Origin of the sequence: Streptomyces sp. NPDC047853 (assembly GCF_043204535.1) — a bacterium.
GTDB lineage: Bacteria > Actinomycetota > Actinomycetes > Streptomycetales > Streptomycetaceae > Streptomyces.
Window position 1 is genome coordinate 127,139 of the sequence record NZ_JBIDCI010000006.1, and the last position, 13,242, is coordinate 140,380.

16 protein-coding genes are annotated in these 13,242 nt (G+C 73.1%); 5 read left to right on the forward strand and 11 right to left on the reverse strand.

What is annotated here, in order from left to right:
- Genes ACGF5T_RS14080 through ACGF5T_RS14125 form a run of 10 tightly spaced genes read right to left on the reverse strand, consistent with a single transcriptional unit; the run spans position 1 to position 9,094 of the window.
- On the reverse strand, positions 1 to 225 hold the full coding sequence (locus ACGF5T_RS14080; RefSeq protein WP_356603710.1) for a recombinase-like helix-turn-helix domain-containing protein: 225 nt from the start codon (positions 223 to 225) through the stop codon (positions 1 to 3).
- Positions 226 to 243: 18 nt separating this feature from the next.
- Positions 244 to 1,188, reverse strand: coding sequence for a PDR/VanB family oxidoreductase (locus ACGF5T_RS14085; protein ID WP_361010890.1), 945 nt, complete (start codon positions 1,186 to 1,188; stop codon positions 244 to 246).
- A 14-nt stretch (positions 1,189 to 1,202) separates the two neighbouring features.
- Positions 1,203 to 2,834: a thiamine pyrophosphate-binding protein gene (locus tag ACGF5T_RS14090; protein ID WP_361010893.1), complete on the reverse strand. Its 1,632-nt coding sequence runs from the start codon at positions 2,832 to 2,834 to the stop codon at positions 1,203 to 1,205.
- Positions 2,835 to 2,843: 9 nt separating this feature from the next.
- Complete coding sequence (locus tag ACGF5T_RS14095) at positions 2,844 to 3,635, reverse strand: SDR family oxidoreductase (protein ID WP_361010896.1); 792 nt, start codon at positions 3,633 to 3,635, stop codon at positions 2,844 to 2,846.
- A 42-nt stretch (positions 3,636 to 3,677) separates the two neighbouring features.
- Positions 3,678 to 4,430, reverse strand: a complete 753-nt coding sequence (locus ACGF5T_RS14100) for an SDR family oxidoreductase (RefSeq protein ID WP_356603718.1) — start codon at positions 4,428 to 4,430, stop codon at positions 3,678 to 3,680.
- Positions 4,423 to 4,944, reverse strand: a complete 522-nt coding sequence (locus ACGF5T_RS14105) for a cupin domain-containing protein (protein WP_361010900.1) — start codon at positions 4,942 to 4,944, stop codon at positions 4,423 to 4,425. Before ACGF5T_RS14105 ends, ACGF5T_RS14100 begins: the two co-directional genes overlap by 8 nt.
- 5 nt (positions 4,945 to 4,949) lie before the next feature.
- Positions 4,950 to 5,753, reverse strand: a complete 804-nt coding sequence (locus ACGF5T_RS14110) for an alpha/beta fold hydrolase (protein ID WP_356603722.1) — start codon at positions 5,751 to 5,753, stop codon at positions 4,950 to 4,952.
- On the reverse strand, positions 5,750 to 6,550 hold the full coding sequence (locus ACGF5T_RS14115; protein ID WP_366767271.1) for an aspartate dehydrogenase domain-containing protein: 801 nt from the start codon (positions 6,548 to 6,550) through the stop codon (positions 5,750 to 5,752). Before ACGF5T_RS14115 ends, ACGF5T_RS14110 begins: the two co-directional genes overlap by 4 nt.
- The gene (locus ACGF5T_RS14120) at positions 6,547 to 7,581 is read right to left on the reverse strand and encodes a VOC family protein (protein WP_366767270.1); all 1,035 of its coding nucleotides are present in this window, start codon (positions 7,579 to 7,581) and stop codon (positions 6,547 to 6,549) included. The genes ACGF5T_RS14115 and ACGF5T_RS14120 overlap by 4 nt, the downstream gene beginning before the upstream one ends.
- Positions 7,582 to 7,606: 25 nt before the next feature.
- A complete protein-coding gene (locus tag ACGF5T_RS14125; protein WP_366767269.1) occupies positions 7,607 to 9,094 on the reverse strand; it encodes an aldehyde dehydrogenase family protein in 1,488 nt (495 codons plus the stop codon).
- Between the two features lie 389 nt (positions 9,095 to 9,483).
- On the opposite strand from ACGF5T_RS14125, the gene ACGF5T_RS14130 reads away from it, so the two are divergent.
- The gene (locus tag ACGF5T_RS14130; protein WP_356603730.1) at positions 9,484 to 10,887 is read left to right on the forward strand and encodes an MFS transporter; all 1,404 of its coding nucleotides are present in this window, start codon (positions 9,484 to 9,486) and stop codon (positions 10,885 to 10,887) included.
- A 79-nt stretch (positions 10,888 to 10,966) separates the two neighbouring features.
- Positions 10,967 to 11,332 carry a VOC family protein gene (locus ACGF5T_RS14135; RefSeq protein ID WP_356603732.1) on the forward strand — a complete coding sequence of 122 codons (366 nt, stop codon included), beginning with the start codon at positions 10,967 to 10,969 and terminating at the stop codon, positions 11,330 to 11,332.
- 7 nt (positions 11,333 to 11,339) lie between these two features.
- Here the strand turns inward: ACGF5T_RS14135 and ACGF5T_RS14140 are convergent, their stop codons facing one another.
- On the reverse strand, positions 11,340 to 11,771 hold the full coding sequence (locus tag ACGF5T_RS14140) for an ATP-binding protein (RefSeq protein WP_366767268.1): 432 nt from the start codon (positions 11,769 to 11,771) through the stop codon (positions 11,340 to 11,342).
- A 217-nt stretch (positions 11,772 to 11,988) separates the two neighbouring features.
- On the opposite strand from ACGF5T_RS14140, the gene ACGF5T_RS14145 reads away from it, so the two are divergent.
- From ACGF5T_RS14145 to ACGF5T_RS14155, 3 genes are all read left to right on the forward strand, one after another.
- Complete coding sequence (locus tag ACGF5T_RS14145; protein WP_366767267.1) at positions 11,989 to 12,840, forward strand: helix-turn-helix transcriptional regulator; 852 nt, start codon at positions 11,989 to 11,991, stop codon at positions 12,838 to 12,840.
- An 8-nt stretch (positions 12,841 to 12,848) separates the two neighbouring features.
- Complete coding sequence (locus tag ACGF5T_RS14150) at positions 12,849 to 13,094, forward strand: DUF397 domain-containing protein (protein ID WP_366767266.1); 246 nt, start codon at positions 12,849 to 12,851, stop codon at positions 13,092 to 13,094.
- 5 nt (positions 13,095 to 13,099) lie between these two features.
- A partial coding sequence (locus ACGF5T_RS14155) for a DUF397 domain-containing protein (RefSeq protein WP_392888046.1) occupies positions 13,100 to 13,242 on the forward strand: 143 nt, incomplete at its 3' end.

The window sequence follows — 13,242 nt, forward strand, 5'->3', positions numbered from 1 at the left end:
TCAGGCTCCCAGGCGGTGCATCTCGGCGCGGAAGGACTCCTCGGTCCAGGGCTCCCCGGTGGGTGTGCGCAGCTGGCGGGAGTTGAGGCCGTCGATCACGTCGGACAGCTCGTGGCCGTCCTTGGTGAAGATGTCCTCCAGGGTGCGCGCGAGTTTGGTCTCGTACGGGGTGGGTTCGTGGTCGCGGGTCTGGTGGGTTTCCAGGTAGGGCCAGGTCTCGGGCACGGCGTTCTCCACAGGGGGTCAGAGGTTCAGGACGAGGCGGTCCGAGGCGCAGCGCGAGACGCAGATCATCATCGTCTCGCCGGTGGCGCGCTCGGCGTCGCTGAGCAGGAAGTCGCGGTGGTCGGGCGTGCCGGCGAGGACGCGGGTCTCGCAGGAGCCGCAGATGCCGTCGCGGCAGGAGGAGGCGACGTCCAGCCCGGCGTTCTCGGCGGCCTCCAGGATGGAGGTGCCGGGGGCGACGTTCAGGGTCACCCCCGACGCCCGGCACTCCACCTCGAAGGCGCTGTCGTCGTCCTCGCGGGTCACCGTCGGCGCGGCGAAGCGCTCGGTGCGCAGCCGCCCTTCCGGCGCCGCCTCCTCGACCGCCTTCAGCAGCGGCTCGGGGCCGCAGCAGTAGACCAGCGCGCCGGCCGGCAGGTCCGCGAGGACACCGGGCACGTCGATGTGGCCCTGTTCGTCCTGCGGTACGAGGGTCACCTCGCCGCCGAGCGCCGCGAGTTCGCCGCCGAAGGCCATCGAGGCGCGGGTGCGGCCGCCGTGGACGAGCCGGTACGGGACGCCGTCCCGCTCCGCGCGGCGGGCCATCGCCAGGATCGGCGTGATGCCGATGCCGCCCGCGAGGAAGACGTAGGAGGCGGCCGGTTCGAGGGCGAAGTGGTTGCGCGGCCCGGCCACCCGCACAGTCTGGCCGGGCCGCACCTTGGTGTGCACGTGGCGGGATCCGCCGCGTGACGCCGGCTCGTTGAGGATGCCGAGCCGGTACACCCCCGTCTCCTCCGGGTCGCCGCAGAGGCTGTACTGGCGGACGTGGCCGCCCACGTGCAGGTCCAGGTGGGCGCCGGGCGTCCAGGCGGGCAGGGGTTTGCCGTCCGGGTGGACCAGCTCGACGGAGAGGACTCCGTCCGCCTCCCAGGTCGTGCGGTGGACGAGGAGGTCCAGTTCCTGCTCTTCGGTGGCGCTCATGTCGGCGGGCCTCCCTACCGGGTGGGGATCTTGACGGGCGGGGTGAACGGGTTCTTCATCGGGCCGAGCGCGGCCAGGTCGACCTCGACGAGGGTCGGGCCGTCGGAGGCGACGGCCGCGTCGATCACCTTCGCGGCCTCGCTCGCGTCGCCGATCCGCGCGTAGGGGAGGGAGCAGGCGGCGGCGAGCCGCGCGAAGTCGGGGGTGAACAGGTCGACGCCCGAGCGGCGTTCGGTGTACGTGGCCTGCATGTTGCGCAGTACGCCGTAACCGCCGTCGTTGAAGACGATCAGGGTCAGCCGGGGCCGTTCCTGGGCGAGGGTGAGCAGTTCGCCGAGGTGGACGGCGAGTCCGCCGTCGCCGGCGATGACCACGGTGGGCTCGTCGGGGCGGGCGAGGGCCGCGCCGAGGCCCATGCCGAGGCCCTGGCCGATGCCGCCGCCGCGCGGGAAGACGTTGGCCCGCGGATCGTGGATCGGCAGGAGGCGGTTGCCCCAGGACGACGACGGGATGGTCACGTCCCGGGCGACGACGGCGCCGCGCGGCAGGGCGGCGGCGAGGGCGTCGCAGATCGCGGCCTGCGGGCCGATGCCGTCGTGCAGCGCGGCCCGCACCTCCTCCCGCACCCGGCGCACGCGTGCCGTCCAGTCCGCGTCGGCCCGTACGGCGGCCTCGGTGAGGCGGGGCAGGACGGCCGCCGCGTCGCCGTGCAGGGCGTGCGGCGCGGGGTACACCCGGCCGAGGGCGGCGGCGTCGATGTCGATCTGGAGGTGGGCCTCGGGGAGCCGGAGCCCGTAGTCGGCGGTCTCGTTGGAGCGGAAGTGGGTGCCGACGGTGACGAGGACGTCGGCGTCGGCGAGGAGGGCGCGGGCGGCGGGCGTGGTGGCGAAGTTGCCGATGACCTGGTCGTGGTCCTCGGGGACGGAGCCGCGCCCGGAGTTGCTGGTGAGCAGACCGGCGCCGGTGGTCTCCAGCAGGGCGCGGAGCTCGTCGCGGGCGGTGCCCGCACCGCCGCCGGCCCAGATCAGGGGGCGTCGGGCGGTGGCGAGCAGGTCGCGGGCGGCGGCCAGGCGGGCCGGGTCCGGCACCGGCGTCCCGGGAGCCGGGGCGCTCTCCCCGTCGTCCTCCTGGGCCGCGTACTGGAGGTCGATCGGCCACTCCACGCTCGCCGGTCCGCCCGGCGCGGTGAGCGCGGCGGCGGTCGCCTCGCGCAGGACGCGGCCCGCGTCCCGGGCGGAGGTGACGGTCGCGGCGTACTTGGACACCGCGGTGAGCATGCCGAGCTGGTCCTTGGTCTCGTGGATGAAGCCGCGTCCGCTGCCGAGGTACGCCGACTCGACCTGCCCCGTGACGTGCAGCACCGCCGTGCCCGACGCCAGCGCCTCGATCAGGGACCCGGCCGCGTTGCCGGCGCCGGTGCCGGTGGAGGTGAGGGCGCAGCCGACGGTGCCGCGGGCGCGGCCGTAGGCGTCGGCGGCGTTGACGGCGCTCGCCTCGTGGCGCACGGGCACGAACCGCAGCTCCGGGTCGGCCTCGACGGCCTCCACCAGCGGCAGGTTGTGCACGGACACGATGCCGAACACGGTGTCGACGCCGAGGGACTTGAGGTGGGCGGTCAGGAGTCCGCCACCGTGGTCGTAACGCATGCGAACTCCTCAGAGGATGCCGCGGCCGACTCCGCCGCAGACGTCGATGCTGGTTCCGGTGATGTACGAGGCGCGCGGGGACAGCAGCGAGACGACCGCGTAGGCGACCTCCTCGGCGCGCCCGAGCCGCCCCAGCGCGATGCCCCGGTCGGCGGCGATCTCCGCCTGCCACTCCTCGTAGGTGAGCCCGCTGTCCGCCGCCGCGTGGCGGCGGGTCCACTGGCCGGTGTCGACCAGGCCGAGGCAGACGGAGTTGACGCGGATGCCCTCGGGGGCGAGTTCGCGGGCGAGGGAGGTGGAGAGGTTGAGGATGCCGGCGCGGGCGGCGCTCGTGGTGATCAGCCGGGTCTCCGGCTGCTTGGCGAGGACGGCGTTGACGTTGACGATCGCGGCGGCGTCGGAGTCCCTGAGGTGTGCGCGGGCGGCGGCGAGGGGGTGGAGGACGCCCGCGAACTTCAGCTCCAGTTCGTCGCGCCAGTCGGCCTCCGTCGTCTCGTCGAGGGTCTTCATCCGGGACTGGCCCGCGTTGTTGACGAGCCCGTCGAGGCGTCCGCCGAGGTGGGCGGCGGCGCGCTCGGTGAAGTCCCGTACGGCGGCGGCGTCCCGGACGTCGCAGACGCCGGTGTACAGCCGGTCCGGGCCGGCGCCGAGGTGCGCCGCGGCCTTGGCGAGCCGGTCGGCGTCGCGTCCGCAGGTGGCGACGCGGGCGCCTTCCGCCAGCAGGGCCCGGACCGTGGCCAGGCCGACGCCGGAGCTGCCGCCGGTGACCATCACGGTGCGGTCGGCGAGGCCGAGATCCATGGGTGCTCCTTGCAGGTGGGGGCGCGGGTCGGGGGAAGGGGGTCAGTGCATGGTGAAGCCGCCGTTGACGGCGACGACCTGTCCGGTCAGGTAGCGGGACTCGGCGCCGAGCAGGTAGGAGACGAGCCCCACCAGGTCGTCGGGGGTCTGCGGCCGGGCGATGGCGCGGTTCGCCGCGTACAGGGCGTGCCGCTCGGCCGGTACGGTCTCGGTCGCCTCGACCTCGGTGAGGCCCGGCGCCACCGCGTTCACGGTGATCCCGTGCTCACCGAGTTCGCGGGCCATCGCCCGGGTCAGGGCGACGACCGCGCCCTTGGAGGCGATGTAGTGGGCCAGTCGCGGGGAGCCGTAGAGCGCCGCGTCGGAGGCGATGTTGACGATGCGGCCCGGGGCGGACATCAGCGGCAGCAGGTGTTTGGCGACGAGCCAGGGGCCGCGGGCGTTGACGGTCATCAGCCGGTCCCAGGCCTCGACGTCGATGTCCTGGAACTCCCGCCCGCCCACGCCGTTGGCGAGCGCCGCGTTGTTGACCAGGCCGTACAGGGGGCCGGCGGGGCCGAGGCGGGCGGCCAGCGCCTCGACCGAGGCGGGGTCGGCGACGTCCAGCGGCACGAACTCCGCCGCGCCCCCCGCCGCGCGGATCGCGGCCGCCGTACGGGAGCCCCACTCCTCGTTCAGCTCGGCGACGACGACCCGGTACCCGTCGGCCGCCGCCCGGCGGGCCATGGCCTCCCCCAGGCCACGGCCCGCGCCGGTCACGACGACCGTCGGGCGCCCGGTGGCCGGGTCAGTCACGGGTGACGCCGTACAGCGGGGAGTACTCGGGGTACGTCGGCACCTGCGGCTTCTGCGTGCCGATGATCACGCAGAACAGTGCGTCGGTGTCGCCCTCGTTCTTCAGGGAGCGGGTCACCCCGGCCGGCACCACGATCATGTCGCGGTAGCCCAGGGTGCGGTACTCGGTCTCGTCGGGGCCGCGGTGGATGCCGACGCGGACCTCGCCCTCCAGGACGAAGAAGGCCTCCTCCACGTCGTGGTGGGTGTGGGCGGGGCCTTCGGCGCCGGGCGGCAGCAGCATGTTGGAGAAGGTGAAGCCGCCGGAGGGGAGGATGCGGCCGTCGTTCTCGTGGTTGCCGGTGGCGCCGGAGCCGACGTAGCGGATCTGCGCCCGCTTGTACTGCGGGCCGGCCTTCTCCTGGAAGGACAGGGTGCCCCAGTCCGGCTCGCGGGAGGCCTGGGAGGCGATGAGGGAGTCGGTGTACTTGGCGAGGTCCCCGCCGTTGTCGTAGGCGTCGGTGGTCAGCGGCATGGTGGTCAGCCCTTCGTGGTGCGGGTGTTGGTGACGATGTGCAGGTGCGAGAGCAGCCAGGCGTTGACGTGCTCGGGCTGCTCCTGGTTGGCCAGGTGACCGGCGTCCTTGACGATCACGTAGGCGGTCTTGTGCAGGCCGCCGGCCAGGACCTGTGAGGCGTCGGGGCCGGTGATCCGGTCCTTCTCCCCGCACAGGACGAGGGTGGGGGCGGTGACCCGGGAGAGCTCGCCGCGCAGGTCGGTGCGGGCCATGGACTCGGCCGCCGACGCGTAACCGGGCGTGCGGACCGCGTCGGCCATGGTGTCGACGACGCGTCGCACCAGCTCGGGCGGCGCGTCCTCGGACACCAGGCGGGGGCCGCGCTGCTCCGCGAAGGCCCGTGGTCCCAGGCGCGCCAGTTCCGGGACCCGGGCGCGCATCGCGGCGGCCTTCTCGGGGCTGGTGCCGGAGCCGGGCGTGGAGTCGGCGACGGTGAGGGAGGCGACGAGGTCCGGGTGCCGGGTGGCGAGTCGCAGGGCGATCACGCCGCCCCAGGAGACGCCGACGACGTGGGCTTCGGTGCCGCGGGCGCGGATGACGGCGGCGGCGGTGTCGGCGTAGTCGTCGAGGGTCAGGTCGCCGTCCGGGTCGGCGGACCTGCCGTATCCGGGCGCGTCCCAGGCCACCATGCGGTGGGCGGCGGCGAGCGCCTCGGTCTGCGGGGCGAAGGCGGCGGAGGAGGAGCCGATGCCGTGCAGGCACAGCACCAGCGGCCCTTCGCGGCCGGCTTCCTCCAGGTGCAGCCCGGCGAGGTCGTGGGCGGTCACAGGATCTGCCCCCGGCGTCCGGCCAGGGCCGCGAGCGAGCGCAGCACGGCGTAGGGCACGACCTGGCTGGTCGCCGGGTTGGCCGCGTCGGGGACGTGGCGCACCTCGAAGCGGTACGAGCCCTGCGGTCCGTTCGCCTCGATCACGTGCGAGGTGTGCGTGGCCGCCGGGTCCGCGACGACCCGGACCCGTACGGCGTCGAGGTCGCCGACGGCGAGGGCCACCGAGGCGGCGACGTTGGTGGACTTGGGGAACTTGACCGGCACGTCGCGCGCGGTCCCCCGCATGACCTCCACGGGGGTGGTCGTGGACCGCATCCGGGCGAGCGTCTCCTCGTCCATCCAGGGCTGTTCCAGGGTGGACGGCAGCTTGGTGGTGGTCAGCGTGACCTCGCCGAGCGGTCCCATGGCGCGTACGGCCTGGAGCAGGTCGAGCCCGCCGACCGCGCCGCCGGTGAAGTACACCCGGCCGGGCCCGGCGGCGAGGAGCCGCTTGGACAGCTCGTCGTCGGTGAGCGCCCCGGTGGACGCGACGAGCAGGTCGGTGCCGGAGGTGAGGATCGCCTCGCCCCATTCCCGTACGACGCCCTGGCCGGCGGCCTCGACGATCAGGTCGCAGGAGGCGAGGGCCTGTTCCACGGTCAGCTGCGGGGCGGGGACCGCGTCGCCGAGCGGCCGGTTGTCGACGATGCCGGTCAGCTCGGCGCCCGGGACCTCGCCCGCGGCGAGGGCGCCGCCGACGGTGCGGCCGATGGCGCCCCAGCCGATGAGGCCGACCTTGCGCGTGCCGCCGTTCATGCCGCTGCTCCTTCGGTACCGGCCCGGGTGCCGGGTTGGTCGCCGGCCGAGGTGTCCGCGGCGGCACCCGCGGGTGCGTCGACGGGCGCGTCCAGGGGGGCGTCCACGGGAGCGTCCAGGGGCGGGACGACGGGGCTGCCGTCGGGTGTGCCCGCCATATGGGCGCGGATCCGCCGGGACGGCGGGCCCGCGGTCCCCCACAGGTCGGACAGCTCGGGGGTGCGCCGCCACACCTTGCAGATCCAGCTGTCCTCGACGATCTGGGCGACCTCGGTCGTGTACTCGCACACCAGGCCGGTGGGGTCGGTGAAGTAGGAGAAGGTGTTGTTGCCCGGGCCGTGCCGGCCGGGGCCCCACTCGGGGGTGATCCCGTGGTGCCGGAGCCTGCCGAGGCCGCGCATGAAGTGGTCGATCGAGGTCATCTCGTAGGCCACGTGGTTGAGGGAGACCCACGGGGCCTGGTTGAAGGCGACGCAGTGGTGGTCGGAGCCGCAGCGCAGGAAGGCCATCTGGTGCTCGGACCAGTCCGAGACGCGCATGCCGAGCACGTCGCGGTAGAAGGCGACGGAGGCGTCGATGTCGGGGGTGTTGAGGACGGCGTGGGTGACGCCCACCGGCAGCGACGCGTCGCGGCTGCGCTCGGTGACCGCCCAGGTGTCGGCGGACAGTTCGATCAGCCGTCCGTCGAGGTCGTGGAAGCGCAGGCCGTAGCCGCCGCCGACCTGGTCGAGGGGCCCCGGTTCGGTGACGGGCGTGATGCCGCGCGCCCGGAGCCGGCGGGCGGCCTCGTCGATCTCGGCGGGGGTGCCGAGCGCGAAGACCAGCCGTCCGAGGCCGATCGTCTCGGAACGGGTCAGGCGCAGGGCGTGGTGCTCCTCGCCGGTGCCGCGCAGCCAGCTCGCGCTGTGCTCGGCCTCGACGACCTGGAGGCCCCACACCTCCTCGTAGAAGTCGACGGCGTCGGCGTAGTTCGGGGTGAGCAGCTCGACCGAGCGCAGGGCGCGCAGCCGGCCGATCGGGGGGTGGGTCATGGCGGGGTCTCCCAAGGGGGGTCGGTCAGTTGGCCCAGGGCAGGGGCGTGGAGTCGGTGCCCCAGTACAGGGACTTCTGCCGCTGGTAGGCGCGGATCAGGTCGCGGCCCTTCTCGGTGCCGAGTCCGGAGTCCTTCATCCCGCCGAAGGGGGTGGAGATCGAGAACTGCTTGTAGGTGTTGATCCAGACGGTGCCCGCCTCGATCCGCCGCCCGAGCCGCCAGGCGGCCCGCGCGTCCCGGGTCCAGATGCCGCAGGCGAGGCCGTAGACGGAGTCGTTGGCCTGCGCGACCAGCTCGTCCTCGTCGTCGTAGGGCAGCGTGACGAGCACCGGGCCGAAGATCTCCTCCTGGCAGACGCGGGCCGAGTTCGGCACGGAGTCGAGGACGGTGGGCAGGTAGTAGGCGCCCCTGGCGTAGCGCTCGCCCTCGGGCGCTGCCCCGCCGCACAGCACCCGGCCGCCCTCCTGCCGGGCGCGTTCGACGGCCTCGGCGACGGCGTCGCGGTGCGCGTGGTGGACGAGCGGCGCGACCTGGGTGTCGGGGGACGTGCCCGGTCCGACCCGCAGCTTCCGCACCCGTTCGACCAGTTCGCCGACGAAGGAGTCGTACAGCGCGGCGTGGACGAAGAGCCGCGATCCGGCGATGCAGGACTGGCCGCTGGAGGAGAAGACCCCGTACATCACGCCCGCGAGGGCCTGTTCGACGTCGGCGTCCTCCCGCACGATCGTCGGGGACTTCCCGCCCAGTTCGAGGGAGGCGGGGACGAGCTTGTCGGCGGCCGCGCGGGCGATGGAGCGCCCGGTGGTGGTGCCGCCCGTGAAGCCGATCCGGCCGACGAGCGGGTGTCTGACGATCGCGTCGCCCACGATGCGGCCCTTGCCCGGCAGGACGGACAGCAGCGCGGGCGGCAGCCGTTCCTCGGTGAGGACCTGGTGGACCAGGCGTCCGAAGGCGAGGGAGACCAGCGGTGTCCACTCGGCGGGTTTGAGCAGGACCGCGTTGCCGCCGCCCAGCGCGGGCGCGACCTTCTGCGCGTCGGAGGCGATCGGCGAGTTCCAGGGGTTGATCGCGCCGACGACGCCGATCGGTTCGTACGTGCTCATGGTGACGTACGGGCCGCGCGAGGGCGTGAGCGCGTCCTCGGCCGTCTCCAGGGCCGCGGCCGTGTACCGGAAGGTGCCGGCGGCGCTCAGCGCGAGGGCGCGGGTCTCGCCGAGGGTCTTGCCCGTGTCGGCGGTCTGGAGGGCGGACAGCCGACCGGCGTGCTCCTCGATCAGGTCGCCGATCCGGTACAGGACGCGGGCCCGCCGGTGGGGGGCGAGCCCCCTCCATTCGGGAGCGGCGGCCGCCGCGGCGGCGGCGTGCGCGGCCTCGTCCACCTCGTCGGCCGAGGCGGCGTGGACGGTGGCGACGACGCTGCCGTCGGCCGGGTCCACGGTGTGGATGGGCAGCCCGCCCCCGCGTCGCCAGTGCCCCGCGATGAGGATCTCGTCGGCTGGGATGCGCGCCATGGTGGCCTCCGGGAAGGGACGGTGCGGGAACTCGCAGACACCGCGGCTGCGTTGCCGAACCGCCATGTCTAAGTGCTCGAAATCTAAGGGCTTAACTATTTCGACCGCAAGGGACCCGGGGCGATGAATTTTCTACGACGTCAGGAGTAAGGCTTGCCTAACCTCGGCGGGCTACCGGTAGAACTTAAGCCCTGAGACATTCAGCGCCTACATAAGTGGGGCGGCGGCACCCGTCCGCGCGGCCCGCTCGTCTCGTCCTCGCAGCACCTCTCCAGCCCCCATCGCCCCACCGCCGCCCGGCACGCGGTTGCTCCGCCGTGCCGTGCGGCCCGACCCCTCCCCTGCGGGATCGCACGCTCCCCGCCCTACGGGATCCGGAGACCCCATTCATGACGATCGACGCAGCCCGTGCTGCCGAAGGCCGACAGGGCGGCGACTCGGCCGCGCTCGCGGCCGCCATCGGCGCCCGCTTCGAACGCCTGCCCCTGTGCCGCTGGCAGGTGATGGTCCGGCTCGTCGTCGGCGCCGTCACCTTCTTCGAGGCGTTCGACCAGCTCCTGATCGCCTACGCGCTCCCGGACCTGCGGGACGAGTGGAGCCTCGGCACGTCACAGGTCACCGCCCTGATGACGGTCGGCTCGATCGGCATGCTGGTCGGCGCGCTGGCCTCGGGCAGGCTCGCCGACCGGATCGGCCGGGTGAAGGTCATCGCCGGCTGCATCGCGCTGTCCGGCGTGTGCAACGTGCTCCTGACACTCTGCACCTCGCCCGAGCCGTTCATGGCGATCCGCTTCGTCCAGGGCATGGCGATCGGCGGCGAGGTGCCGATCGCCGCCACCTTCATCGCGGAGATCACCCGCGCCCACAAGCGCGGCCGCTTCGTCCTCCTGTACGAACTGGTCTTCCCGGCCGGTCTGACCGCGGGCGCGCTCCTGGCCGCCTGGCTGGTGCCGGTGCTCGGCTGGCGCTGGGTGTTCGCCCTGGCGGCGATCCCGGGCCTGCTCTGCTTCGCCCTCGCCCGCTGGGTGCCGGAGTCGCCGCGCTGGCTCGCCGACCACGGCCGGCACGAGGAGGCGCTGGCGACGATGGCCTCGATCGAGGAGAAGGTCGAGAAGATCACCGGCGCCCCGCTGCCCGAGCCCGCCCCGGCGCGGCCGGCCCCGCCCGCCCCGGCCAGGAGCGGCCTGCGTGAACTGCTGAGCGGCCGGTACGGCAAGCGCACCCTCGTCATCGGCCTCCTGTGGTTCACGGGGTACTTCGCCAACTACGGCATCACGTCCTGGCTGCCGACCATCTACGAGGACCACTTCGACCTCGACCTGTCCACGGCACTCCTCTACTCGACGGTGACGAGCTGCGCGGGACTGGTCGGCTGCCTGGTCGTCGCCCTCACCGTCGACCGGGTCGGCCGCCGCAACACGGTGGTCTGGTGCATGGCGGCGGCCGCGCTCTGCCTGCTGCTCCTCGGCCTGGCGGGCGGCGACTCGGCGACGAGCATCCTGGCCTGGACCTCCCTGGCCGCGGTCTTCCTCTTCGGCTCCAACATCTGCCTCTACCTGTACACGCCGGAACTCTTCCCCACCCGGATCAGGGCGCTGGGCTCCAGCGTCGGCGGCGCGATGAACCGCATGGGCGTCATCCTCGGCCCGATCGTCGTGGGCGCCATCTACGCGGGCGGCGCCATGGGCACGGTCTTCGTGACCCTGGCGGCCGTCGCCCTCGTCGGCTCGTTGACGGCGGCGGCCTGGGCGGAGGAGACGAGCGGGCGCACGCTGGAGGAGGTGGCCCCGTAATACATGACGGAGGGTGTCATGGTGCGGCGCGAGGCTGACACCGGCGGCCACCACCGGCCCGCCGGAAGGAGCCCGAACCATGTCCGCACCCAACCTCTTCCTCGTCTACGTCAGCGACGTCGAGCGCGCGACCGCGTTCTACGCCGACCTCTTCGAGATCGAACCGGTCATGACCACCCCCCGGTACGTGCCGTTCGAGGTCGCCCCCGGCGTGCTCTTCGCGGTCTGGGGCGGCCGGGCCGACCTGGTCACCCCGCAGACGCCGCGCACCTCGGAGGTCGGCCTGATGGTCCCGGGCTCCGCGGCGGCCGTCGACGACCTCCACGCCGCGTGGGCCGCCAAGGGCGTCACCGTGGTCGAGGCCCCGCACGACGAGGTCTTCGGCCGCACCTTCGTCGCCGCGGACCCGGACGGCAACCTCATCCGGGTCTCCCCCGTCGACTAGCCGGCCCTCACGCCGGGCGTCTCTCACCCCGGGGCGCGGACCCCAGCTCGCACCAGACGTACTTGCCCCGGTTGCCCTCCCGGGCCAGCGGCTGCCACCCCCACACATCGGCGCAGGCCCGCACCATGGCCAGCCCCCGCCCGTCCTCCCTCTCCAAGGCCCGCTCGAAGGGCTGCGGCGGCTCGGGCGGCGAGGGGTCCGCGTCCCACGCCCCGATCCGCAGCACGCCCGCCGCCCAGCGCACCCGCAGGGCGGCGGGCCCCTTGGTGTGCCGCACGGCGTTGCCCACCAACTCCGCCGCCAGCAGCTCGGCGACGTCGACCAGCCGGATCAGCCCGTGCACGGTGAGGATGAGCCGCAGCGTCCGCCGGGAGACGGTCACGGCTCTGAGGTCGTTCGGGATGTAGAGGGAGTACTCCCACGGATCATTTTCGGGCATGCCGGTTCCCTTCGGGGGGCGAGGTGGGTGCGGGGCCGGTGTCATGCCGCGTCGTCAGGACAGGACAAAGCGGTGCGCTTCCGGCGCCACTGGATTGCGCAGAGTGCGCGCTGCCTCACCGAAGGTAGACCTTAGATTTAAAGTCGAGCAAGCCCGTCGCGTAATCTGACACCCGAACGAGTAGCGGCGCCGGGCGCGTTGAGCGAGGGGCAGGAGCATGGGGACCAAGCGCGAGGCAACGGCACGACAGCTGCGCCTGGCGGTCGAACTCCGCAGACTGCGCGACGCGTCCAGCCTCAGTGCCCGCGAGGCGGCGGAGCTGCTGGGCGTGAACTCCGTTCAGATCAGTCAGATCGAGTCCGGCATCACGGGCGTGAGCGAGCAGCGACTACGCCGCCTGGCCGCTCACTACGCCTGTAGGGACGAGGAGTTGATCGACGCTCTCGTCTCGATGGCGACCGATCGCACGCGTGGCTGGTGGGAGGAGTACCGGACCCACCTGCCCACGTCCTTCCTGGACCTTTCCGAGCTGGAGCATCACGCCACCTTCCGATGGGACGTGGACTTCCTGCACGTTCCCGGCCTTCTCCAGGTCGACGACTACGCCCGGGCGCTCTTCTCCAGGCGCGTGCCCGAACTCCCGGAAGAGGACCTGGAGATGCGCGTGCGCCATCGCATGGGGCGGCGCGTGGTCATCGAAGGCGAACGGCCGGTCCCGTACGAAGCGCTGATCCACGAAGCCGCGTTGCGCATCCGGGTCGGCGGCCGCGCCACCTCACGCTCCCAGCTCGCCCACATTCTCGAGGTCTCCGAGGCGGACCATGTGACGGTACGCGTCATCCCGTTCGAACTGGAGGAGTTCGCCGACGTCACAGCCGCCATGGTCTACGCCGGAGGTGCCGTTCCGAGATTGGACACCGTGGTGCGCGACGGCCCACACGGCACGCTCTTCATCGACTCCGAACCCCAGCTGGCCGTCTTTCGAACGCTCTTCCGTAGAGTGGAAGCGGTCTCGCTCGCTCCCGAGCGTTCGCGTGACTTCATCCACAGGCTGGCGAAGGAACTGTGAGGTATCCGGTGACCACCCCCGACAGCTGGCGGAAGTCCTCCTACTCCGGCAGCGGTGACGGCAACGCCTGCGTAGAGGTCGCCCCCGGCCACCCCCGCACCGCCGTCCGCGACTCCAAGGCACCCGCCCGAGCCGTGCTCACCTTCCCCGCCCCCGCCTTCGCCGCCTTCCTCCGCACCCACGCCGTAGAAGAAGTGGCCTTCGAGCCCGAACGATCCCGTGAGTTCATTCACCGGTCGGCGAAGGAGCTGTGACTCCGATGACGCGCGGCGCATGGAAGAAGTCGTCGTACTCCGGCGGCGGCGAGGGCAACGCCTGCGTAGAGGTCGCCCCCGGCCACCCCCGCACCGCCGTCCGCGACTCCAAGGCACCCGCCCGAGCCGTGCTCACCTTCCCCGCCCC

Coding starts and splice junctions, on each gene's coding strand:
- ACGF5T_RS14085 (WP_361010890.1), bottom strand. CDS start 1,188: ATGAGCGCCACCGAAGAGCAGGAACTGGACCTCCTCGTCCACCGCACG.
- ACGF5T_RS14090 (WP_361010893.1), bottom strand. CDS start 2,834: ATGCGTTACGACCACGGTGGCGGACTCCTGACCGCCCACCTCAAGTCC.
- ACGF5T_RS14095 (WP_361010896.1), bottom strand. CDS start 3,635: ATGGATCTCGGCCTCGCCGACCGCACCGTGATGGTCACCGGCGGCAGC.
- ACGF5T_RS14105 (WP_361010900.1), bottom strand. CDS start 4,944: ATGCCGCTGACCACCGACGCCTACGACAACGGCGGGGACCTCGCCAAG.
- ACGF5T_RS14115 (WP_366767271.1), bottom strand. CDS start 6,550: ATGAACGGCGGCACGCGCAAGGTCGGCCTCATCGGCTGGGGCGCCATC.
- ACGF5T_RS14120 (WP_366767270.1), bottom strand. CDS start 7,581: ATGACCCACCCCCCGATCGGCCGGCTGCGCGCCCTGCGCTCGGTCGAG.
- ACGF5T_RS14125 (WP_366767269.1), bottom strand. CDS start 9,094: ATGGCGCGCATCCCAGCCGACGAGATCCTCATCGCGGGGCACTGGCGA.
- ACGF5T_RS14130 (WP_356603730.1), top strand. CDS start 9,484: ATGACGATCGACGCAGCCCGTGCTGCCGAAGGCCGACAGGGCGGCGAC.
- ACGF5T_RS14135 (WP_356603732.1), top strand. CDS start 10,967: ATGTCCGCACCCAACCTCTTCCTCGTCTACGTCAGCGACGTCGAGCGC.
- ACGF5T_RS14140 (WP_366767268.1), bottom strand. CDS start 11,771: ATGCCCGAAAATGATCCGTGGGAGTACTCCCTCTACATCCCGAACGAC.
- ACGF5T_RS14145 (WP_366767267.1), top strand. CDS start 11,989: ATGGGGACCAAGCGCGAGGCAACGGCACGACAGCTGCGCCTGGCGGTC.